Source organism: Paenibacillus sp. LC231 (assembly GCF_001860525.1).
Classification (GTDB): Bacteria; Bacillota; Bacilli; order Paenibacillales; family Paenibacillaceae; genus Paenibacillus_AQ.
In genome coordinates this window covers 398,612-421,509 of sequence record NZ_JFOM01000015.1, presented here as the reverse complement: position 1 = coordinate 421,509, position 22,898 = coordinate 398,612, and the positions used below count along the sequence as shown (strand labels likewise).

Below are 22,898 nucleotides of genomic sequence, written 5' to 3'. Positions count from 1 at the left end.
ATGGATCGACTCCCCAATGGTGCTGTCTCATCATCATCAAGCCTCGTTCATTCGTTGCCAGAATGATCTGAACGAAGCTGCTAACCGTTGCACGGAAGTCAGGATCACCGTGCGTATGATAAGTTCAAAATTAATGAAGCATATCGTCCGTCGTCGGATGATGTGCTTTTTTTGGTTTTTGCGGATGATATGATGCCAGAACGACCTACGAAAGGAAGGGATAATGTGTTTGCCGTACTTAAAAATCTAGGCTGGTTTTTCAAGCAAGAAAAAAAGCGTTACTTGATCGGCCTTGCGCTTCTCATCTTTTGCGGACTGGTTGAGCTACTGCCGCCGCTTCTGCTCGGAAACGCCATTGACGATATCGTCAGCAGTTCCATAACGTGGACTTCCCTCGTTCAATATCTGCTCATGATTCTCGGCATCGTTGCTGTCGTATACGGCGCCACTTACATATGGATGCACCGTTTATTCGGAGGAGCGAACCTCGTGGAACGCCTGCTCCGTACCCGGTACATGAACCATTTGCTGCGGATGCTTCCGCCGTTTTTCGAACGCAACCGTACCGGAGACCTCATGGCAAAAGCCACGAATGATCTTCGCTCCGTGGCAGCAACTGCCGGCTTCGGGATGCTCGTCATGACCGACTCTACCATATACTTGATTGTCGTCCTCTTCGCCATGGGCTTCATTGTCAGCTGGCAGCTGACGCTGGCGGCTATTCTGCCCATGCCGATCATTGCCATTGGCATGGTCATCTATGGAAGAGCCATTCATAAGCGCTACACACTGGCGCAGGATGCCTTCGGTGACATGAACGATCAGGTTCTGGAGTCAGTAGCCGGTGTGCGCGTCGTCCGTGCATATGTACAAGAACGCGCCGATCAGCAGCGATTCCAGGACATTACGGATGACGTATATCGTAAAAATCTGGCGGTAGCGAAAGTAGACGCCTTATTCGAACCGACCATCAATTTCTCCATTGGTCTCAGTTACGTCATCGGTTTAGCCTACGGCGTGTACCTCGTGTTCCAGAATCAAATCACACTCGGAGATCTCGTATCGTTCAACATGTACCTCGGGATGATGATTTGGCCGATGTTCGCCATCGGGGAATTGATCAACATTATGCAGCGCGGAAACGCTTCACTGGATCGGGTCAACGAAACCTTAAAGACCCCGCCGGATGTTACCGACGCCGCGAACCCTGTAGACGTGAAGGTTCCGGATACCATTCAATTCAAGGATGTCACTTTCCGTTACCCGACCTCTACAATAGATAATTTGAAAAATATTAACTTTACACTGGAAAAAGGTCAGACGCTCGGCGTCGTAGGGCGCACGGGCAGCGGCAAATCGACGCTCTTGAAGCAGCTTCTCCATGAGTACCCTACCGGAACCGGCGAAATCCTCATTTCCGACATCCCCATGGAAATGCTGGCGACCGATCAGCTCCACAGCTGGATCGGGTACGTTCCCCAGGAGCAGATTTTGTTCTCCAAGACGGTGCGCCAGAACATCCAATTCGGCAAAAAGGATGCCAGCGACGAACTGATAATGGATGCCATTACAACTGCCGCTTTTGACCGCGATCTGGTTACCCTGTCCGATGGCCTGGATACCATTGTCGGCGAAAAAGGGGTGGCGTTATCCGGCGGACAAAAACAAAGGGTCTCACTGGCCCGAGCTTTTATCAGCGACCCTGACATCTTAATTTTGGACGATTCCTTGTCCGCTGTGGATGCCCGGACGGAAGCCAGAATCATCGATAATATCCGGAGCAAACGCGCCGGCAAAACGACGCTGATCTCCACGCATCGACTCTCGGCCGTTCAGCATGCCGATATCATCGTGGTGCTGGAGGACGGCCGAATCACGGAGCAGGGAACCCATGATGAACTGCTGGAGCTCGGCGGCTGGTACCGTGAGCAATTCGAACGCCAGCAGGTAGAAAACAATCTGACCTCCGAGGAGGTGTCTTAATTGACTCCAAACGATACAACCATCTCGAATGAATCCGGAATTGCCAAACGGCTGTTCCGCTATGCCTTAACGGCCAAGGGCACCTTCATTACCGCCTTGATTCTGCTGGCCATCGGTGTTGCCGCAGAGCTTGCTGGGCCCTTCATCGCAAAAACGATGATCGACGAGCATATCCTGGGCATCGAGCGTCCCTATTATGAGACGACGCAAGCCCAAGGTGCTGCATCCTATAATGGAACTTATTATAAACGGGAGGATCGCTTTCAAGAAGGCGAGACGCGAGGACAGGAAGTACGCCTCGTCCAGGCAGGCCGCAGCTTCTATTTCATTAATGAGCCGGTAGCCCGAACGGAAGGAAACCGTTCCTTCCAGGACGGTGTATTGACGATTTCCTATGCCTCAGAAGAATTGCAATATCCGGCCGTCAAATTAACCAAAGAACAGCTGTTTGAATTTTATAAACCCGAGCTGCCCAGCATTTACAAGCTCGTCGGCCTGTTCCTGATCTGTCTGCTGATCTCCATGATTACGGTATTCGGCAGAACCTACTGGCTGCAATCGGCAGCCAACCGGGTCATTCAGAAGCTGCGTACCGATGTATATGCCCATATTCAGCGGCTGCCCGTCAACTTCTTTGATAATTTACCGGCGGGCAAAGTCGTTTCCCGGGTAACCAATGATACCGAAGCGGTAAAGGACCTGTTTGTTGCGGTATTATCCAACTTCAGCTCTGGCGCCGTATATATCACGGGTGTCTATGTTGCCTTGTTCCTTCTGGACGTTAGATTGGGCTTAATCAGTTTGTTTGTTATTCCAATGCTGATTGTATGGACCATCCTGTACCGTAAATTCGCAACCAAATACAATACGGTCATCCGCTCCCGGCTGAGCGAGATCAACGCCATTATTAATGAATCCATTCAGGGCATGGCCATCATTCGTGTATTCCGCCGCCAAAAAGCGACCCAAGAAGAGTTCGAGTCCCTGAATGCGGACTATATGGCCCATCAGAACAAAATGCTCAATCTGAACTCCTTCACCACGCACAATCTGGTGAATGTGCTGCGTAACGTATCTTTTGTGGTCGTTCTTTGGTATTTCGGTTCGGCATCATTGAACGGTGCCGGCATCGTATCGATCGGCGTCCTCTACGCCTTCGTTGATCTGCTTGGCCGCATGTTCCAGCCGATTACGGGCATGGTTAACCAGCTGGCCGCGCTCGATACCTCCATCGTCTCCGCCAAACGGGTATTCGAGCTGATGGATGAAACGGGCGAAAAAGTAACGGACGGCAGCATGCCGCGGTATTTAGGAAATGTGGAGTTTCAGAATGTCTCCTTCGCATACAAGAAGGACTATGTGCTAAAAGACATTACATTTGAAGCGAAGCAGGGCCAAACCGTGGCGCTTGTCGGTCATACCGGCTCCGGCAAAAGTTCCATCATCAATCTGTTGTTCCGTTTCTATGACCCGCAGAAAGGCACGATTACCATTGATGGGCAGCCCGTTACCGATATTCCGAAGCAATGGCTCCGCAAGCATATGGGCATCGTGCTGCAAGACCCGTACCTGTTCACCGGCACGATTGCTTCGAATGTCAGCCTCGGTGATCCCGGGATCACGCGGGAACAGGTGGAGCAGGCGCTTCGCGACGTCGGGGCCGACCGACTGCTCGCTCATCTTCCGCAAGGCTTTGATGAGCCGGTACTGGAGAAGGGCAGTACGCTGTCGGCAGGACAGCGCCAGTTAATCTCGTTTGCCCGGGCTCTTGCATTCAATCCGGCCATACTGATTCTCGACGAAGCCACCGCTAACATCGATACGGAGACGGAAGCCTTAATCCAGGAAGCCCTGGAGGTACTGAAGCGTGGGCGCACGACCTTTATCATCGCTCACCGCCTATCCACGATTCGCAGCGCCGATCAGATTTTGGTCCTTCACCGTGGAGAAATTGTAGAGCAGGGCTCCCATGACGAGTTGATGGCCCTGGGCGGAAGGTATTTTAAAATGTACCAGCTCCAGCAGGGCAGCACGGCTTCGATTGCAGAGACCAAGGAAACGGTGCTTGCCACCTCCAACAGCAAGCTGGCCGGTGGTCATGTGTAGTACCAGCTGCGTTAGATAAATGTAGGATTAAACAAGAAGGCTGTCCCCCGGTCGAATGTAACATTCGCTTGGGAACAGCCTTTTTAACATGGTATGCTGGCAGTATATTGCAAAAATTACTTTGTCGAATCAAGAGTACCTTCTGTACCTTCTGCTTTGACCGTGATTTTGGTGTACTTGGAAGGCACGAGCACGTCATCGGAAGATTTCGAGATGACTTGCGGGTACATTTTGTCCGGATCGGGTTGAAGAACTTTGTAGTGGATCACGGCTTCGGTATCGCTAACATAGTCGACCGACGTAATTTTAATGCCGTACCCCGGATTCGGCAGGTCTTCCTTGGTTACCGTAACTTTGTTCTGCGATTCATCCACCTTAACAACTTTTGTACTTACATCCGGTTCAGATTGTCCCGGCTTCTGGGGTATCATGTTCTTCTGATGCTCCTCAATGAATCGGAACGAATGGTAAGCAAGCTCTGCCGCTTCTATTCGCGTTAAATTCTTCGTTGGATGGAACTTGGCGTTAACGTCGAGTTCAGCGATCTTGGTTAACAGCAGGAACTGCACCGCTCCCCGGCTCTCCTCTTTCATCAGATCCTCGTCGGCTACATGCAAATACATCATAACCACGGGATAATTCCCGGTCTTCTGAATCGCTTCCGAGAGCAATGTCGCGAACCCTTCACGCGTTATCGGCTCATTCCATTTCATGTCTGCGGATACGGACAATCCGTTCTGAGCCGCTATATTCACAGCTTCAGCAAACCAGGCATCCTTCGGCACACTGTCAAACGAACGGCCCGTAAAGTTCGGTTGTACCTTCAGGTCGGCGATATTCACAATCATCTGCACCGCTTGTGCGGTCGTTATTGTTTTGGCCGGAGCGAATTTGTCTGCGCTAACCCCTTGGATTATACCTTTCGCTTGCAGCTCCTTCACCATTTGCAAAGGCTTCCCCTCTTGAACATCCTGGAAAGCAGAGGCGGCGCCGGCACCGAGCAATGACGAAGTGACAAGCAATGCAGTTAACAATTTCGTAGTTTTTTTCATAATTACACCTCCTATTCTTTCTGACGCAGAGGTGCTGGAATATGTTTCATCTCAGCCCTAATTTCTTTTATAGAGGTTGTTCAAAAAGTCCGCTTTTGATAAGAAAACCTCTATCGAGGCCACTTCAAGGATGAGCGACCGCGATGCATAGGTAGGTTTTCTTGCGATATAGAATTTCATCAGCTCCACTGATAACTCATAAATTCTATATCTAACACGAAGCGAATCAGGAAGCAGCTCGGCATCGAATCTTGAATTCAGCCGAGCCTAAGTATAAGCTTCCGAAGCATGTTTCCTGCGGAAACATTTCAGGTGCTCACGTACCCAAAACAGCGGATGCTTTCGAAGTCGTTTTCTGCGAAAACGTGTAGCTCCACTCCTCACTCCCTAGCTTCATCCAACTGAAGCGTTTTGAAAAAACGCACATCGGAAGCATAAGCCTCGGTGCTGAAAATCGACCTTTTTGAACACGCACTTACACGCTTTTTTCGCTGTCTAGGCCAAGCTTCACATACATTTCGCGGGAATAACCCTGCAGCTTCTGCTCCAGCGCTTGGGCCTGGTCCTTAAAAGCGGTCAGCTCCCGAATCATTCGGGATCGGCCAGCCGGGCTGAATGTCTCATGAATCCGCTCTTTGAAATAATCATGAACGATATAGTTGCGCTGCTTCCAGACCTCTTTTAATTGAAGTGTTTCTTCTTCGGAGAATGGAAAGTAATGCTGGATCTCGTGTACCAATTGGCCCAGAGAGCTGCTTAATTTCCGCTGATATAATTGGGTGAAATCTTCTTCTGAAGGCACATTCCCCTGGGAAAGCTTGATCAGCATCAACAGATTCGCCAGCTGCTGCTCAAGCGCCTGTGAATAATACACCGCTAATCCGAAATAGGCAAACAGCTCTTTGGAGTGGTCGCTGTCCATCAGTCGAGATTGTTTCATGGTATCCTCCTCTAGTATTGGCTGTCTTTACCGTTTCTATTTGTGTATATCCCTATGGTAAAGGAAGATACCTCCTACTTCAACCTACTTTTCGGATCACGGTTGCCGCATCCTTGCGGCAGGCCATCCATAGATAAACAGCCAGCAAAATGAAGCTGTATATGAACGTATATGTAAGGGTCATGAATAACATGGCCCGGGAACGCTCGTCAGCATGAATGAGCATATCAATCATTACAGAGACGGGAGGCAGCACATAAGGAATCATTCTCAAATAAGCCAAATCATCCTGAACGATGGATTGTCCGGCTATGGAAATAACGATAACGATTAACAGCAAACCTGCCGCTCTTCCCTGGTTCTCCATAAAGCCAAACTGAAAAAATACCGAAATTGAAATGCCGAGCAAGGACAAAGCAGCATGTCCCAGATAACCCAAAACAAACTGGGATAATGTAATCGGCTTATCGAACATTCCATACACGATCGGGTAAAGGACAGCAAATAAGCTGAACAGGATAGATAGAAGCGTTACGGTTAAATACTGGGCGGCATAATATCGTATGGCCTTCCCGCTATGAACAATCAGCAGCATCGTTTGACGCCCTTGATCATGGTTGAGAAAGTTCAAACCAAGCCAAGCGGAGCCGACAAACAGAAATGCTGCCGTTACGGCATAGCTGTCCATGATCGGGTTAGGCCGGTAAGAGTAGATAAACACTACCGATATCAGCATAAAGGCCATCGGCGCGAAATACCGATAGGATCTCGTATAACTGGCAAGCATGTAATGAATCAATGATCCCATTATGCTCCCTCCCCTTCCATGGATTGACCAAGGTTTGGCTGCACTTGCTCTGCCTTCTCCATGCTCCAAGGCTCCAGCCGTGTCAGCGATCCGCCTGACTGTAGAATATCCAGCAGCATTTCATCCGCGACCTGCCGCGAGACTACCATCGATGCAGGATTTCCTCTCGATATCCAATAATGGAACCCTGAACGGCGTTCCAGTTCCAGCATTTTGTCTTGAGTAACACGTGTGAATTCCAGCTTCATCCGTCCCATCTCCGTATCGGTTTCCAGCATGCCGTCCCGCTCGATCCGACCCTCGCGGAGTTGCGTCTCCCGGTCGGCCAGCGAAGCAATAAGCAGCGGCTCGTGAACGGACATCACGATCGCTGTTCCTTGTCTTTTGATTTCACTTAGAATGCCGATCATCTCCATTTGAGAGGGCTCGTCCAATCCCGACAGAGGTTCATCCAGAACCAATAAATCGGGCTGGCGAAGCAAAGCCTGCATGATATTGACCTTTTGCAGCATCCCCTTGGAGCATAGCGTCATCTTCATGTCCTGCAATCGAAACACATTCAGCATGGCATCGATCCGCTTCGCTGCTTCTTGTTTGTCCATGCCCTGAATGCCAGCCATGTGGCGCAAATATTCGGAAGGGCGAAACCGCAGCGCAGGAAAACGTTCCGGTACATAGCCGACACGCAGCGATGTTCCATGTTCGATCCGTGACCCTACCGACGGATTAGCAAGCCCTGCTATCACATGCAGCATGGTGCTCTTTCCTGCGCCATTGCTTCCTGTTATCGCAACGCACTCAGCGCGGGAGATGCTCCAGGTGATGTCATGCAGGACGGCATACTTGCCGAAACGCTTATGTACTCCGTTTAATTCCAGCAGCTCCTGCAAACACTTCAACTCCTGTTCACATAATCTGGTGTTTGTATGTATTGTAGTGCTAATTTACCTGTAAACACAACATCTCAAGCTCAGCGTACAACGGATTTGTACCTCACATGACAATATCATGGCCCGCATCTGCTTTCAAGGACTCCTTCGTGATTCGAATCCATAATAAAATGCAAAGGCGGCCCCGCGGGCCGCCTTTTGTATCATGTCGCTCTTCATGTTCAACCAGCTTTCAATATATGCTGCCGGCCGCCCGATGCGTCCTTAATGAATCAACCCAGCCGTTGACCCGCGGTTTCAAACGAGACAACCTCCCCTGATCCGACGGCCGCGGTTAGCGCAGCGCCTACCGCGCCTTCCTCGGAATGAGTCGGTACATGCACGGGAAGACCAAACTGCCTGACTGCTTCGTCCCTTAGCCTATCGTTGCTGCGGATGGCATTTCCGGCTCCAACCAGAGAAGTGACGTTATGACGAATAGCTCTCGGCAGTCGCTCAAAATACGCATGCAGTTCCTCCACCATACCCCGGAGGAAGCCTACAACCAACAATTCGGGGAGAAAGTTATCTACAGAAATGCCGACAATCTGACCCCGCCGATCGGGTTCTTGCCTTGTCCCGAGAAATTGCGTATTCACGGACAAGCTGTCGCCACCACATAAGCTATCTTCGGCTGCCAGTCGCTCCATCCAGGCGTAGACCTGCCCCGCGGACACAGGCTCACCGGTATAGGAGGCGATAACTTTCCGAAAAAACTGCTCCAAGATTGCATAAGCTTTTCCGCCGCAAAGGGAAGAGCCGACAAGCAGCCTGCCGCCCCCTGGAAACGGTCTGGCTTCCAACCCTTCCGGGACATCGGGGCCATTCGTCGGTTCATGGATCGAAAGCTGCCCCCCTGTTCCGATATTCAGCAGTACCGTGCGGTGAATGTCTTTTACGCTGCCCAGGAAGCTGGCCTGGTTATCACCCAGCGATACAAACACCGGAATTCCGCCGGACGTTGATCCAGCCATCGTTCCCGAAGCCCGAACGGAAGGAAACCAGCTACGATTTATCCCTGCTTGCTCCATCGCTTCAGCATCAAAGTCTTGTTTTTGCAACGAATAGCAGCCGATCCCCGCTGCATGCGTCGGATCCATCAACGGATTTTGACGACCGGTCAGCTTTATCACGATATAATCAGGGATCGTGCAGACACGGCATGCAGACGACGGGATTAGATGATTCATCCAGTTGAAAAAATGCGTTACAACGCCGTACCCCGTTGACAGCGTATATCCTGTGAGTTCGGACAGCCGCTCGGCGTAAGTCTGTTGTGTAAGGCGCTCCGCTCCGCGTTGATCCTGCCATGTGTACAAGGGACTGACCGCTCTGCCAAGCTCATCCAGGTATAGGATGCCATGCATTTGGCCTGTTACGCCAATGCCGCCAATATCCGGATGCTCCTGCTGCAGCTGTCTCATTACCGCTTCTGCCTGCAGCCAAATCGCCTCGGGATCTTGAAGCCGTTCCCACGGGTAAGCCCCGTCTCGTGCGGCCCGGTTGGCTTCAGCTGCGGTGGACAATATTTCGCCAAGTCCGGCATCGAATACCACACCGCAAATGCTCGTTGTTCCGATATCCAAACCAATATATTTCATCGGCATAACTCCTACTTCAACGTATTCCTGCTTGACCCCGCGCGCTAATCGATGCATCGCAGCATGTCTTCGCTGTTACACTCGATATCCAGCAATATCGCGAGCGGCTGCGGCGTCAGACGACTCTCCTGCCGGTGCAACCATTCCAGCCATACCTTCGCCAACTTCCCATATCGTTTGCCGCTGAGTCTGTGCAGCTCAAGAAGAGCGCCTCTCCCTAACAGCGACCGGCTGTCATCCAGGTAATCGATCAGAATTTCATATCCTGCCATGCTTCCCGATCGGGCCAGAGCCCTTCCAATCGCCAGCTCCAGCATCGAGCGCCTCTCCAAAAAGTAATCGGGCTGCGCTCCCCTTTTGCAGGATTGTCCCCGCAGCTCGGGGATGTTATGGAGCTTTAACAACACCGGGACGGCATCCCTTGACCCTAGCCGTTCGGCTCCATGGCATATCGCATCAATATAATAGTAGATTCCCTGCAGGGTATCCTTGAAATCCTCCTCACCGGGATGCAGCAACCCCGCAACCCGCTGCCATACCGTCAAGCTGCGAGGATCCCTTGCCGCTGCAAGGGAGTATAACCAATTGGCGGCTTCGGGCATTGCTCCGTGGTCCGGAGGCAGCTGCACATACATGATCTCTGCCGTACGCATCGGCAGCCGGCCGCCTTGGAGTTCTTTCGTAATCGCATCCATCAGCACCTGGACTCCCGACTTTGCACCCAGCATGGACAGAGCCTGAGCGAGCACGATTTTCTTGCGCTCGGACGCCTTCGTTAAGGCCGATTCCAGATAGGGAATGCTCCGCTGTCCCAGCGAGCATATCTCGACAAACGGCAGGCGTCCCCGATAGATCTCGTTCATTCGCATATTCGAATATTCATAGAGCGGCACATCACCTTCGATGGAGTCCACGAGTTGGGACAATTCTTCATCCGTGTACCTGTAAGGGGAGAGCTTTCGGGTAACGGCGTCTTCCGGTATGAGCCCCTCCTTGCCAAGACGTTGTTGCAGCAGCTTGATGTCAATCTCTCTTGGCGACCGGCAACAGCCAACCGCTTGTACGGCTGCCAGCGCGCAAACGGCGCCCAGATTCTCCAGATCGGACTGCATGCGTATGGCAGGCAGAGCATCATGCGTCGCCGAAACCGCCTTGCCTGCAACCAGAATGCCGTCCAGCCCTTTCGGCAGCAGCATACGGTACGGGATCTCGATCTCAAGGTTCGGAGGGATCAATCCGATGTTGACCCAATCCGCTCCGCTTACCCCTTTTATGTCATGGTTGCTGAAATGAACATTAATAACGTCTGGCCAACGCCGGTGCAGCAGCTGATCTGGAAGCTGCATCACGGCATCGCCCACGATATGCCGGCTCTCCCTTGTTGCTACGTAGATGCCGTGATCATGACATTCTTCGCCCCTTCGCCGCCCGGCCAGGATAGCCCGGGTATAGTCGAGAATGCTGGAAACATCGACCATGCTGGTAAAATTGTTCTGCAGTTTGGAAGGCGCCTTGTATTGGGATAAGGAATACCACATCACGGTGTGATCCTTGCTGGAGCCGTACACATATTCCGCGCCGGCAAAAGCGGCTGCATCCCCGTCGCCCGAAGCATCGATCACGACGTCAGCCAACAGTACAACAGGTCCCCAGCGCGTGGCGGCTGCAATTCCGCATACCCGGTTCCCTTGCTTCACCGTACCCCAGGTCGTGCAATTGAACAGCGCATCCGTTCCCGCTTCCTCCGTCAGCTGCAGCAGCGCAAATGCCTTGGCTTCGATATTCCATTTATGGCCCCTATACCCGATGGAAGACTGTACCTGTTGAACGGCTTCATGAATTCGTGCCGCATAGCCGCCCCGGCGGCCAAACCAGTAGCTGTCAACCCCGCCATAGGTTCCCGTTCCTCCGAGACCGGGATTAAGCTCCACCAAAACGGTATCCATACCTTCAAAGCCAGCCGTTATGGAAGCACTTGCCCCGCTGGAGCCTCCTCCGACGACCAGCACGTTTGCTTTTTTGAGCACAGGCAGCCCCATGGCTGCAACCTCCGCTTCTTCTCCTGCCCATTCCTTCCGAAAAGAGGAAATGGACGATATTTCATAATCGTTCTTTTCACCCTCTTCGGAATTGGCCGACCGGTTGATCCAAGCTCTTTCCGGATCAGCCCCGCTTTCGGTGATAACCGTTTCGGCTTCTTGCAGCGTCCTTCCAAGGGCATACGTTTCTCCTTCCAGCAGCAAGAGAGCCGCCGCCTCTCCTGATGCAGCTGCGCTTACGGGATTCAACAAGCGGGCATTTCCGTTCACATAGACATCCCTGTACAAGCACAGGAGGCCGGGCCAAGGGCCTTGCATGGATTCATTGGCGGAAGTGGCTTCCCATCCGTGCAAATCTCCCGCCGGACCGAAAGCATAAGGACCAGATAATTCATGGGAAGCAAAGCTCAATACGGCTTTGCCAAAACCCGGTACCTGCTTCGTCAAATACGAAGCCACTTTCATGCCGATGAATCGTGCGGACACTTCCCTGTCGCGGTCCGCTTTCATCGTGTTGCCGCTCTGGAGCGACAGACCGAACGTAACGTAAACATGGCCTTCTCCCCGGCAGCCGAAGCGAACACGGATCGTGTTATCCAGAAAGCCTAGCTCTTCCGGTATTAACATCTCACCTGACCGCACATCCACGGCTCCTGTAAATTCCAAGGTCCTATAATAACATGCCGACGATCCATGAGGAAACCGGGCAAGCGGTTCTCCCATCAGCGCAGCCGTGATGGCCGTCTCGGTGGCATCCACGATGCATTCGGCGCGTATCACCTGCCGGCCTGATTTGTTGGCGACCACGATGCCGTTCAGGCGGCCATGTTCATGATGCAGCGCAATCGGTATGGAGGAATATACGAACTCAATTCCACGTTCAAGAAGAAGATCCTCCAAGCCCCGTTTTAATCGGTCTGGGTGCATAGGAATACAAGAAATGCTTGCTGCCTGATCATCCAGCCCCTGCCCCTCCCTGATGCTGCCCGCATAACTTTCATGGAGCAGCGCTCCCATATTCTGCTGAGCCATCACAGCTTTAATGAGTTCGGGTAATGCCGAATCCGTATCCCCGTTAAGCTCGATCCAAGGCATCAGCTTGGCTGTCATTTCCGTTCCCAGGTACGTTCGGGACTCGATTAATACGACCTGCTTGCCCCCCTTTGCCAGACGGATTGCCGCAGCGATGCCCGCAAAACTCCCGCCGATGACAACCACATCACTCCTGCCTAGAACAGGCAAGGTTTCCGGATTCATGAACACGTTCATCACGCTCTTCCCCCTAGTTATCATGTCTTGGTCAGACAGATGCTTCACAACGGCAGATCCAGATCGGCCGCGTATGCCATCGCTTCTTGTGAAGCATACAATACAAGTCCCACGCACCAGGCATGGGATAACGTCAGCATCATGCCTTTGGGCTGGAAACAATTCGTGTTGTAAAACCGCTCGGTAACCATCCCTTTATATGCGTTAAAATCACCGTCTTCCCTGGCCACGAACTGAAGGAAGCAGGCAATATGATCTCTCGTCCGGTCCTTGTAATAATCATCCCCGCTGTACCTCCATAGCCTGAGCATCTCCGGAACGCAGAACAATCCGTAATTGTGCAGGTGCTGATTCGAGGTTGACGCCTGGTCCGCGCCCCGGGACTTGAAATCATACTGACCCAGAAACGAAAACTTGGGAAAATCGAGATTGTACGTCCAACGAAAGGTCATCATCCAATCCGCAGCGCTTTTTGCCAAGTCCAGCCATTTGTCCTGCTTGTCGTGCTCATACAAAAGAACGTAGGAGACCACTGCATTGTAAGCATCCTCCGACGTAGGCGTCAGATGCACGTCTTCCGGCGCGCCGTAAATATATTCATTGATGATGAAGCTCTCATAATAGGCTCCACCTGCGACGGCGGCTTCCTTATAATCGCTGTTACCGAACAGCCGGGCTCCTTCGAGCAATGCGGCAATCCACAGCATTCCTCCTGCGCCGTCCCATTCCTCTACCCGACCACTCTCGCAGTGGTAATACGAGCCGAAATTGCCGTCTTCCCGTTGGTGCGCTTCAGCAAAATCCAGATTGGACAGAACCGCTTGTTCCCAATCCTTGTGCTGATCTCCATAGGATTGCTCCAAGACCAGCGCCCGGATCATGAACAGCGTCGCTTCGGCGATCGTACGCGCCTGCAGCCAGTCCGATTTCGGATTCCATCCGGTAGTCCAGCCTTTGCCGACTATCCAGGATGCCCAGAACGTACCGTTTGGCGCAATCCCCGAGGCAACCTTGGAAAGCACCGAATGCGCGGCCTGAATATATCTAGATATGCCATGTTTTCGCCCATAGGCAAGCAATGCATAAGCATAAGGCGCGCCACTGACCCATCCGACATGCATATGGGGTCTGTCTCCCTGCTGCTTGACGTTGTTGTTAAATTCCCGGTCAAATGCCGCCGTTTCGTTCAAGATTCCGTATTCTTCGCGATAATGCCACGTATACAGGCCATGTGCTGTCAATTCGCCTGCTTCCTTCAAACCGATCCATGGATTCAACGTGTGGTCCTCCTGGTGCAGTTTGTACATCTGACGTACAAACGGATCGTAGGCATGCGGGTCCGACGCTCCAGCATACAGCTTGAACTTCAATCGGATCTGCTCGCCTGGTTTGAAGGAATGCATGTTTACATCCGCCGGATCCGGAACCGGCTCTCCGACGAAGGTGACCGGCTCTTCACGGTAAGGGAAATCGAGCCAAATCTGGGTCCCTTCCGCGTTCCCTCTGAAGCCGAGACCACTGAGTCCGATCACCGAGACTTCGTCCGTGCAGAGCGCCCCGCACATGCCGTCATTCCAAGCGAACACGGCAGGCAGCGCCGCCCTGTCGCTCCGAAATGACCAATGATCCGATACCATCTCCGCAGCCTTTCCTCCGTGATAATCATACCTGGGGTATTTTCGGAAGTTATGCTCAAATCGGTTCTCCTTATAAAAGGCTCCGGGAATCATCCAGTCAGGTTTGCCTCCGCCGAGGAGATCGCAGCCAATTCGAAGTCCGGCCTCCTTCTCAACGCTGCCTGTATAACACATCTCCAGATGGACGTCGTAATAGGAAGTGATATCGTGAATCAATACCCAGCGGCTTACAATCTCGAAATCTTCATGCTTACCTTCAACCTGAAACCCGTCCTTCGTCGGAATCACACGGTCAACGGGAATATCCACGGCATGACCGGAATCGTCCAGCAAACTTAACAGCGCGGCAAAACGCATGGAACAGGTTGAACCCGCCTGTCCCCCAAGAATATGAAGCTCCGTCCCACCGTTTCTATTCTGCGTCGTCCATTCCATTTATTCATATCGCCTCCATCATTCGTTATAGTTCCATCATCCAGCCGGGGAAGAGCCGCTAGAGTCGATAAAGCTCCATCAGATTATCGCGGAATATTCGATCCGCAAACGTTATCGCTTCCCGTTCGTTTAGCGAGCCTTCACGGACTTTCTCTTGGAGAACATCCGCGGCAATCTGCCGTGCCAGCTTCTGATGGGCATAAGTGCCTTCAACGAAATTGTAGTCACCGCCGAAGCCCTGAATTTTGGTGCCCGGCACCATTTCGATCATCTGGCTTAAGATTTGCTTGGCCGCCGTCGGCGATATAATGTAAACCCAGGTGAAATCCGCATAAACGTTCGGGAAATTTTTCGCTAAACTCAAATATTCATTCTGGTATGGAAGGCCGCAGTGCAAAAGCACAAACTTGGCTTCCGGGTATTCAAGCAGAAGCGGCAGCAGGCCTGTCACCCTGGAATTTGTAATGATATTCCCGTTGCCGGAGACGCTGGTCTCGTGATGGCCGGTATGGATCTGAATCGGCAATTCATAGGCAATGGACCGACGGACGATGAAATGGATCAGGTAATCCTGAAGAGGCAAACAATCCGTTTGACTCAGCGGCTCATCCAGCGACCCGACCATCATTCGGTTAAAAGCTTGTTCCGCCTCAAATCGAGTCGGTTTGCCGCAAGCCAGGCTGCGCCAGTACGCATGTCCCAGCTTCGTGGCAACCATCCCTTCCTGAACGTATCTATATAGCAAGGAATCCACCGCATTCAAGTAATCCTCCAAGGTATGCACGGTAACGGCAGCGGAACGCTCCACCGCCTGAATATCCTTTAATGTTCGCAGTTTAAAGGCAAAGTCCAGGAACATGATCGGCCTCAGCAGCTCGGTGTTCATCTCGGTTGTCTGAATCAGCGTAAACGCCACGTCGATCCCTGATTGCTCGTTCAGCACTTTGCGGTACCAATCATCGTTGGCAGAGGCGGCTTTCACCTTCCCGTCCAATTCCAGGATGCCCTGTACGCTCCAATCCCTGAATCCGTACAGATCCTCTAAGGCGGTCTTCAACATCCGGGCATACGTCGTATTATTCGTACGGTCCCAATATTTCAGGAAGACGGCAGCTTTCTCTTCGTCGCTGGTTTTGCTTCTTGGGCTTAAAATATCCCGTGGCATGCCGGCCGTAATCAGATCCGAGTCCAGGTAATGAAGCAAGCCAAAGATACCGGTATTCTCCTTTTTTCTAATGGCCGGCGTAGCCAAATGCTCATGCCCGTCAATGATACGGATTTGTTGCACATATTCCTGCAAGCTGTTCATCAAGGTGTCTCCTTCCACTCTATACAATGTCTTCTTCCTACATCCAAGGTCTATCCTTCACGAAAAAGGACAGGAAAAGGCTGCCTCGCGAAGGAAGCAGCCTCCCCCATCAACCGCAGATATGATATGTGACGTGCTTAATCGATTTTCAGTTCAGGGAAAGAATTCTTTACTTCCTTTATAAAATCGGACAATACTTCGTCATAACTCCGATTATTGGTGACCCCTTCACCAGCAACCTTTCTCCACTTGCTCAGAATTTCCTCGCCATACTTGTCTGCGGTATGTCCCGGCATTTGCTTAACCGTTTCATAGTACGGAGCCAGTATGTTCTGATCACCGAACAGCGGGGATTTGAATTGTTCCAGGTTGTCTTCGTAAACTTTGCCGGAAGCCGGCATATTTCCTGTCTTCTCCAGATTGTGCTGCTGCCACTCCGGTCCAGCGATGTATTTAATAAATTCAAAGGCCAGCTCCTGATTCTCGGATTTGGAATATATGCTGCGGTAAGTGCCTCCGCTGTAGAAGCCTAACGGCGTCTTGGCTACCCCATATTTCCCTTCGGCCTTGCCATCCTTGTTATCCACCATAAAGCCCGCCCATGCCGGCATGGAAGTCAGCACGACACTGCCGTCATTCAAGGCATTACCCCATCCCGCCGACATGAACGGCAGCTTAGCGTCCACGTTGTTCTGACGAATCTCTTTCTGAATCTCATAGTATTCCTGCCACTGTGGATCCACGTTAAGCTTGTTATCCTTCACCCATGGTTCCAGATTATAGGCAGCAATATCAAATACGTCTCCGGCGTTTGCGATCAGGTGAATCTTGCCACCGCTCGCCTCATAGACCTGCTTTCCAAGCTGGATGATTTTGTCCCAGCTGTCGACCATCCCGCTGATTTCGTCAGGGTCGTCGGTACCAAGGTATTCCTGTGCCGTCTCGCGCAGATACCAGAATCCGCCCGGTGACGAATGATCCGATACCGCGCGGATTTTGCCGTCCGACCCTCTTCCGAGCTCCGTTACGTATGGAATATTATCTTTGACAAGCTCATCAATGCCCAACGCCGATAAGTCCGTCGTGAATTTGGAGTCGATGAATTTGCCGATGTATCCCCGCTCCAAATCGAAGATATCCGGCGTATCCTTGCCGGTCTGCAGCGCCGTCAGCAGCTTCGTCTGGTACTGATCGCCCGGGAACATCTTCACCTCGACGGTCACTCCCGGATGTTTCACCTCGAACTGGTCCGCCATGTCCTGCACTTGATCAAAGAATGTCCATATCACCAGTTTGCCTTGAAGCTCCCCGTTCTCGTTCTTGGCCGGAGATGATCCTCCCTGACTTGCTTCGCTGCCGCCGGAGCATCCGGCGAGAAGTCCGGTTAACAGAATGGCGGACAGCAGCATGCCGATTAACTTGTTCCTTTTCAAAACAATCTCCCCCTATACATTTCATTCGTTTCTAGACAAACCTCGATTAAACCCATCCGAAATGATTTCATAAAGAAGCGACAAGCAGGCCTAGGCCAGGGCATCCCTCCTTTCAGACTCCTTGCGGCCGTCACCCCTTTACGGCTCCCGCCGCGATTTCGCTGATTACTTTCTTCGACATGATCGAAAATACGATCAGAATCGGGATGGTTGAGATCACAACGCCGACGTACTGCGCGCCAAAGTCGGAAGTGAACTGGGATTTAACGCTGGCAATCATCACCGGAAGCGTTTGCAGCTGATTATCGAACAAAATGATCATCGGGGTCAGGAATTCGTTCCAGCTGCCGATGAAATTCAAAATGCCGAGCGTGGCAATGCCGGGGATCATCAACGGAATGACAAGGCGGTGGAAAATTCTCAGTTCCCCGTAGCCGTCGATCCGGCCCGATTCCATAATCTCCGTCGGCACCGAAGAGTCCGCGATCTGACGCAGGAAAAAGATGCCGAATGCGCTTGAAATGGAAGGCAAGATCAACGGCCAGTACGTATTCAGCATATTGAACGTATCCATCAGCTTGTAGAAACCGATGATGCCAAGCTGTCCCGGAATCATCATCGTTCCCAGTACGGCCACGAAGAGAATGTTCTTATGCTTGAAGTTGTACTTGGCAAATCCGTAGCCGCCCAATGCCGCAAAATATAAGCCAATGGCCGTGGATACTACGGAAATGATGATCGAATTGGCAAACCCGCGCCAAATGTGGACCGTATCGATCAGCCGCTCATAATTGACTAGAAACTGGTCTCCCGGTACGACCAGCAACCTTCTGGCGATATCCGAATTGGCATGCGTCGAGGTCATGATCATGCTGTAAAAAGGAATGAGACAGGTCAGGGCAATCACAAGCAGAAAAAGGTAGAGCACCGTTCGCCCCAAAATCATCTTGACGTTGTTTTGTTTAACCGCTGCAGCTCTCATAAGTTCTGGCACCCCCTAGTCCTTCAGTCTCGCAGCCCGAGCCGTAATCAGCGAGAACAGCATAATCACGATGAAGATCGCGTAGGCAATCGTTGCCCCGTAGCTGTAATCGAAGTTCAGGAAAGCTGTTTCGTACAGATACATCGCCATGGTCCGGGTCGCGTTGCCTGGGCCCGATCCGAGCATCAGCGGCGCATCGAACAGCTGCAGGCCACCGATCACCGACGTAATAAGCGTGAACAGAAAGACCGGGCGCAGCATCGGGAACGTGATACGAAGCGCCGTTTGGAACTTCGTCGCCCCATCCACTTCCGCGGCCTCGTACACCTCGGACGGAATGGATTGAAGACCTGCGATAAAGACGATCATGTTGTAACCGAAATATTGCCAGCAGATGACGCCGGCGACAATCATCCTGGCGAGCCAAGGATGGTTGAACCAGTTGACCGGATCATCCACCAAGCCCATCGCCATGATGATTTTGTTGATGCTTCCCGTCTGCCAGTCGAACATCAGACTGAACATGACGCCGAGCGTAACCGGCGTAATGATGTGGGGAAAGAAATAGACCGCGCGGAAAAAATGCTTGCCGCGAATGAACTTCTCGTTCAGGATCATGGCCAATATAAGCGCAATTGTCAGCTGCGGTATGATCGACATCAGCCAGATGATCAGCGTGTTTCCGATCGCCTGATAAAAGAAGCTGTCCTGGAGGATCCGCTCATAATTGGCAATGCCCAGAAACACGGGATCGTCAAAGCCATCCCATTTCGTGAAGCTGAGATACAAGGTGTATAAAATCGGCACCAGACCAAAAATAATGAATCCAATAAAAAAAGGTGAAATAAACAGGTAGCCGTAATTCGATTTATTGATTTTCGTCTTCACCGGGCGTGCCTCCCTTTACGTGTTCGCACAGGAATTCCGAATAATAAGCTTCGGTCTTAATAAATGACTTGCGCTCTCCGCATGCGGCCTGCCGTGAATTTTATCGAACAGGCCGGCCGCCGCCTTGTTACCGATTTCAAAAAATGGCTGGCGAACTGTCGTCAAGGCCGGATATACCCACTGCGCGATGGAGATGTCGTCAAATCCGACAATCGACATATGCTCCGGCATGCTGCGGCCGCTTTCCTGGATGGCTCGCATGGCGCCGACGGCGGTCTCGTCATTGGAGGCGAGAACGGCGGTAATCCCCTCAAAACCGTTGATCTCCAGCATCGCCTCGTACCCTCCCTGATTGCTCCAATCAGATGTCACCACCCATTCCGGGCGATACGGAATTCCCAACGCCCCAAGCGTGTCGATGTATCCCTTCAGTCTGTATTTGCTGGCAGCTGCATGATCGGGTCCGGTAATATAAGCCATGTTCCGATGTCCGATCGAATGCAGGTAAGCAACCAGCTCGGACACGCCGAACGCATTATCGACGTCGACGGAGAAGATGCCGTCCTTCCCGCCACGGTCGCCGATAAGCACCACCGGCAGCGGAGACTCCCGGATCTTCTGCAGTTCTTCCTCTTGCCTGCGCCTGAAGCTGACGAGAATCAACCCGTCAATCTGTCCTTCATACAGCAGATCCAAAAACGATATTTCCCGGTTGAAATTCGATGTCCAGCTGTAATAGATGCAGTTATAGCCTTCTTTTTTGACAGCGTCCTCGATCCCCTTGATCATCCCGGAGTAAAACACGTTGGAGATGTCGTCGATGGCGATGCCGATCGTGAACGTCTTGCTGGTTACCAAACGGCGGGCGTGGGCGTTGCGGTGAAAATTCAGCTCCCGTATCGCCCTGTCGAGTGCAGCCTGCGTCGTTTTCTTAACCTTTTGGCCGTTTAAGTAGCGGGATACCGTACTCTTGGAGGTATTCGCCAGTTTGGCCACGTCATGAATCGTAGGAACCATAGCGATAAACGCTCCTTCTTCTAAGTGATGGCTGAACAGACTCATGCAATAGCAAATTTTTGGGAACGTTCCCAAAACGGGGATCGCCGAGGAAAGGCCGTTTTCTAACTGATCCGTCCTGGCTGCCAGATAGCAACTGCGACCTCTCCAAGGCGCATTCGGCCTTAAACTTTGAACTCTTGGAAAATCTCGATGACAGGCTCTCCCTCTATTTCGCAGCAATCAATCTCACACAGCTCCCCGCTCCGAACCACCCTGGCTTCCAAGCCATTGACTATAGCCTTAACGGAGCGGGCAGGGTCCGCTGTAAACCCGAAGATGCCGCCTTCAACCAAGCGAACCGCCGTTTTCTGAGGATGCTCTTCAATCTGCAGCACAGCGTGAGTGGATAGAAACTTATCCGTCAAACCGATAGGCGTGCAGAATTTCCGAACCGGGATCACGTTGTAAACCGCAACCTCACCCGGCTGTAAATGCAGGCTCAGCTCCTCTCCTCTTTGGAGCGTACGCACCTTCCGCGTAAGCGGTTCAAACAGTACAAAAGCTTCGCCCTCAAGGCCCGGTACATCGCTTGGACGGACGGTGCCCTTCACAATCGCGTCATCCAGCGTGATGTTAAAAGCGGCGATGACGCCCGATGGTCCGACCCGGTTCCATACCTTTAACGGAATCGGCTCCGTGTTCGGGTTGCGGAACAGGCAATCCACTGTCGGCTGGGCCGGCAGGTCTCCTCTCGCGATCCGGCCATCCCGATAGATCATGGGCCATACCCTAGCCGGGTCGGTGGTCCCAACGGGATCGCTGAAATAGACCGGTCCACCGCTGATTGCCCTGAGCACGGCGCTCTGCAGCGCATCCTCATGCGATGTCCAGAACATGTCCCAATCTCCCCAGTAGAACTGTCCATGATAATAGGAATTGTATACATTCTGAAGCGCATGCTCCTTAAAGCTGCCTGCCTCCTGCGGCACAAAGTCGTCACTGTTCCGGGACATGGAAGAGACGGGTCGGTGCCATACGTTCTCCGAACCCATGCCCATGCAGTTCATGATGTTCCCCTCAAAATGTTGATACACCGAAGCCTCCAAAGCCTCATGGGCTCCTGCCGCTGCTTCGCCGGCCGTCATGTTGTACATGGTCATGTTCGTAATGGAATTTTGGCCATCAACCTTGACGAAATCGATGCCCTGTTCCTTAAGCTCACGGTGCCAAACATCCCAGAACCCGAAGCCCTTGCTTTGTTCCGGAGATGGAATCAGCCGCCCATTCCGAGTTTCGTGCAGGAACTCCCCGTACCGCGCCGCCAAGTCGCTTCCTTGGGAAATGCCGCCCCAGTAGCCGGCAATGGTATGCCATACTCCGACCCAGTCCACGCCATAATCTTCTTTGAGCTGACGCGTAACCGGCAGAAAACCTTCCGGGAACTTATTCCCGTCCGGCTTCAGCGACTGGAGCCGCATCTCCGACACATCGAGCCAGCCATCATCAATCATGAACCACCTGACCGGCAGCTTCAGGAGCTTCAGCTCCTCGGCCTTCTCCAGTATTCCGCCCGCATGAACCTCATGGTAGAAGGCATCCCAGGAGCAAAAACCGATATACTCCATCAACGGCGGGTATGCCTTCCCTTTACGATGCTCCCGGTTCAACGCATGAAGGCTATCTGATGAAGCCTTCTCTGCAACCTCGTAAGGCTCCGTTCCCCACGATAGCGAAAACGCCAGCGCTTTGATCGAATCATGACCGAGGATCAAAGGCGATACTACGGCTTGAAGCCCGCTGTCATCCCCTTGCAGATCCGTTCGGCATCGGTCATCGCAGACCGGGAGCAGATACAGGTACTGGTCCGGGGCCGTTCTCCACACCAGCGACTGGGTACGCCGAGGCAGCGTATCCCATCCCGGTCCGAAATGCGGACGTGTCCACCAGTCCTTATGCCGGTAATTCGCCATATACCCCTCATGAACGGGATGGCCAAAGCTTATAGTGACGGCCGCTTCCGGTTTGAAATAGCTTTGTTTGCCAAACAGGCTATCATTCGCCAGCTTGGCATCCACATAGGCCAGCACGCTCTTTTCCTTTATCACGATTCGAATATCCGCCGAGGCGGTTCCATCGGCACTGCGATAAGCATAGAGAAGACAACCGTCCAGCCTTCCACCATCCGTGTTGCAACATATTGCGTTTGCGGCTCCCGAATGATTCGTGGCAGTATAATTCGATCCCGCCTCGTCCTGTACGCTCTTTTCCGAGACGCTTGTGTCTTTTGTAACCGTTACCGGTATATTCCCTTCTCTGTGCACACCAGCGTCATGATCGAATCCGATTTCTTGAACGCCGATGAGCTCCAAGGGAATCATTCCTCGTTCATAGTCATGGACGGAAACCGCCATTTGATGGATCAGATCGAGCACATACCTGCGCTGAGGCAGCTCTTGCCTGGTTGCATTCGTGTAGGTTGCGGACATTT

15 protein-coding genes are annotated in these 22,898 nt (G+C 52.2%); 2 read left to right on the top strand and 13 right to left on the bottom strand.

All coding sequences use genetic code 11. The annotated features are described in order from the left end of the window. Positions 1-225: 225 nt before the first annotated feature. Positions 226-1,983 carry an ABC transporter ATP-binding protein gene (locus AK95_RS12030; RefSeq protein ID WP_071220487.1) on the top strand — a complete coding sequence of 586 codons (1,758 nt, stop codon included), beginning with the start codon at positions 226-228 and terminating at the stop codon, positions 1,981-1,983. After that, positions 1,984-4,089, top strand: a complete 2,106-nt coding sequence (locus AK95_RS12025; RefSeq protein ID WP_071220186.1) for an ABC transporter ATP-binding protein — start codon at positions 1,984-1,986, stop codon at positions 4,087-4,089. Positions 4,090-4,205: 116 nt separating this feature from the next. Here the strand turns inward: AK95_RS12025 and AK95_RS12020 are convergent, their stop codons facing one another. From AK95_RS12020 to AK95_RS11960, 13 genes are all read right to left on the bottom strand, one after another. Next, positions 4,206-5,141 carry an S-layer homology domain-containing protein gene (locus AK95_RS12020; protein ID WP_071220185.1) on the bottom strand — a complete coding sequence of 312 codons (936 nt, stop codon included), beginning with the start codon at positions 5,139-5,141 and terminating at the stop codon, positions 4,206-4,208. A gap of 475 nt (positions 5,142-5,616) precedes the next feature. Further along, the gene (locus tag AK95_RS12015; RefSeq protein ID WP_071220184.1) at positions 5,617-6,081 is read right to left on the bottom strand and encodes a hypothetical protein; all 465 of its coding nucleotides are present in this window, start codon (positions 6,079-6,081) and stop codon (positions 5,617-5,619) included. A gap of 79 nt (positions 6,082-6,160) precedes the next feature. Beyond that, positions 6,161-6,889 (bottom strand): hypothetical protein, encoded by a 729-nt coding sequence (locus AK95_RS12010; protein WP_235613087.1) that lies wholly within the window; start codon positions 6,887-6,889, stop codon positions 6,161-6,163. After that, positions 6,889-7,779 (bottom strand): ATP-binding cassette domain-containing protein, encoded by an 891-nt coding sequence (locus AK95_RS12005; protein WP_071220183.1) that lies wholly within the window; start codon positions 7,777-7,779, stop codon positions 6,889-6,891. Before AK95_RS12005 ends, AK95_RS12010 begins: the two co-directional genes overlap by 1 nt. Before the next feature lie 272 nt (positions 7,780-8,051). After that, on the bottom strand, positions 8,052-9,419 hold the full coding sequence (locus tag AK95_RS12000; protein ID WP_071220182.1) for a sedoheptulokinase: 1,368 nt from the start codon (positions 9,417-9,419) through the stop codon (positions 8,052-8,054). A gap of 44 nt (positions 9,420-9,463) precedes the next feature. Then, the gene (locus AK95_RS11995; protein ID WP_071220181.1) at positions 9,464-12,727 is read right to left on the bottom strand and encodes an FAD-dependent oxidoreductase; all 3,264 of its coding nucleotides are present in this window, start codon (positions 12,725-12,727) and stop codon (positions 9,464-9,466) included. A gap of 44 nt (positions 12,728-12,771) precedes the next feature. Further along, entirely contained in the window at positions 12,772-14,799 is a 2,028-nt protein-coding gene (locus tag AK95_RS11990) for a YyaL domain-containing protein (RefSeq protein WP_071220180.1), read from the bottom strand. Positions 14,800-14,857: 58 nt separating this feature from the next. Then, positions 14,858-16,108, bottom strand: coding sequence for an amidohydrolase family protein (locus tag AK95_RS11985; protein ID WP_071220179.1), 1,251 nt, complete (start codon positions 16,106-16,108; stop codon positions 14,858-14,860). A 137-nt stretch (positions 16,109-16,245) separates the two neighbouring features. Then, complete coding sequence (locus tag AK95_RS11980; RefSeq protein ID WP_071220178.1) at positions 16,246-17,541, bottom strand: ABC transporter substrate-binding protein; 1,296 nt, start codon at positions 17,539-17,541, stop codon at positions 16,246-16,248. 130 nt (positions 17,542-17,671) lie between these two features. Further along, on the bottom strand, positions 17,672-18,523 hold the full coding sequence (locus AK95_RS11975) for a carbohydrate ABC transporter permease (RefSeq protein WP_071220177.1): 852 nt from the start codon (positions 18,521-18,523) through the stop codon (positions 17,672-17,674). A 15-nt stretch (positions 18,524-18,538) separates the two neighbouring features. Next, a complete protein-coding gene (locus tag AK95_RS11970; protein WP_071220176.1) occupies positions 18,539-19,411 on the bottom strand; it encodes a carbohydrate ABC transporter permease in 873 nt (290 codons plus the stop codon). A gap of 15 nt (positions 19,412-19,426) precedes the next feature. After that, positions 19,427-20,428, bottom strand: a complete 1,002-nt coding sequence (locus AK95_RS11965) for a LacI family DNA-binding transcriptional regulator (RefSeq protein WP_071220175.1) — start codon at positions 20,426-20,428, stop codon at positions 19,427-19,429. A 164-nt stretch (positions 20,429-20,592) separates the two neighbouring features. Next, positions 20,593-22,896: a Sip1-related alpha-galactosidase gene (locus AK95_RS11960; RefSeq protein ID WP_071220174.1), complete on the bottom strand. Its 2,304-nt coding sequence runs from the start codon at positions 22,894-22,896 to the stop codon at positions 20,593-20,595. Between the last annotated feature and the right edge of the window lie 2 nt (positions 22,897-22,898).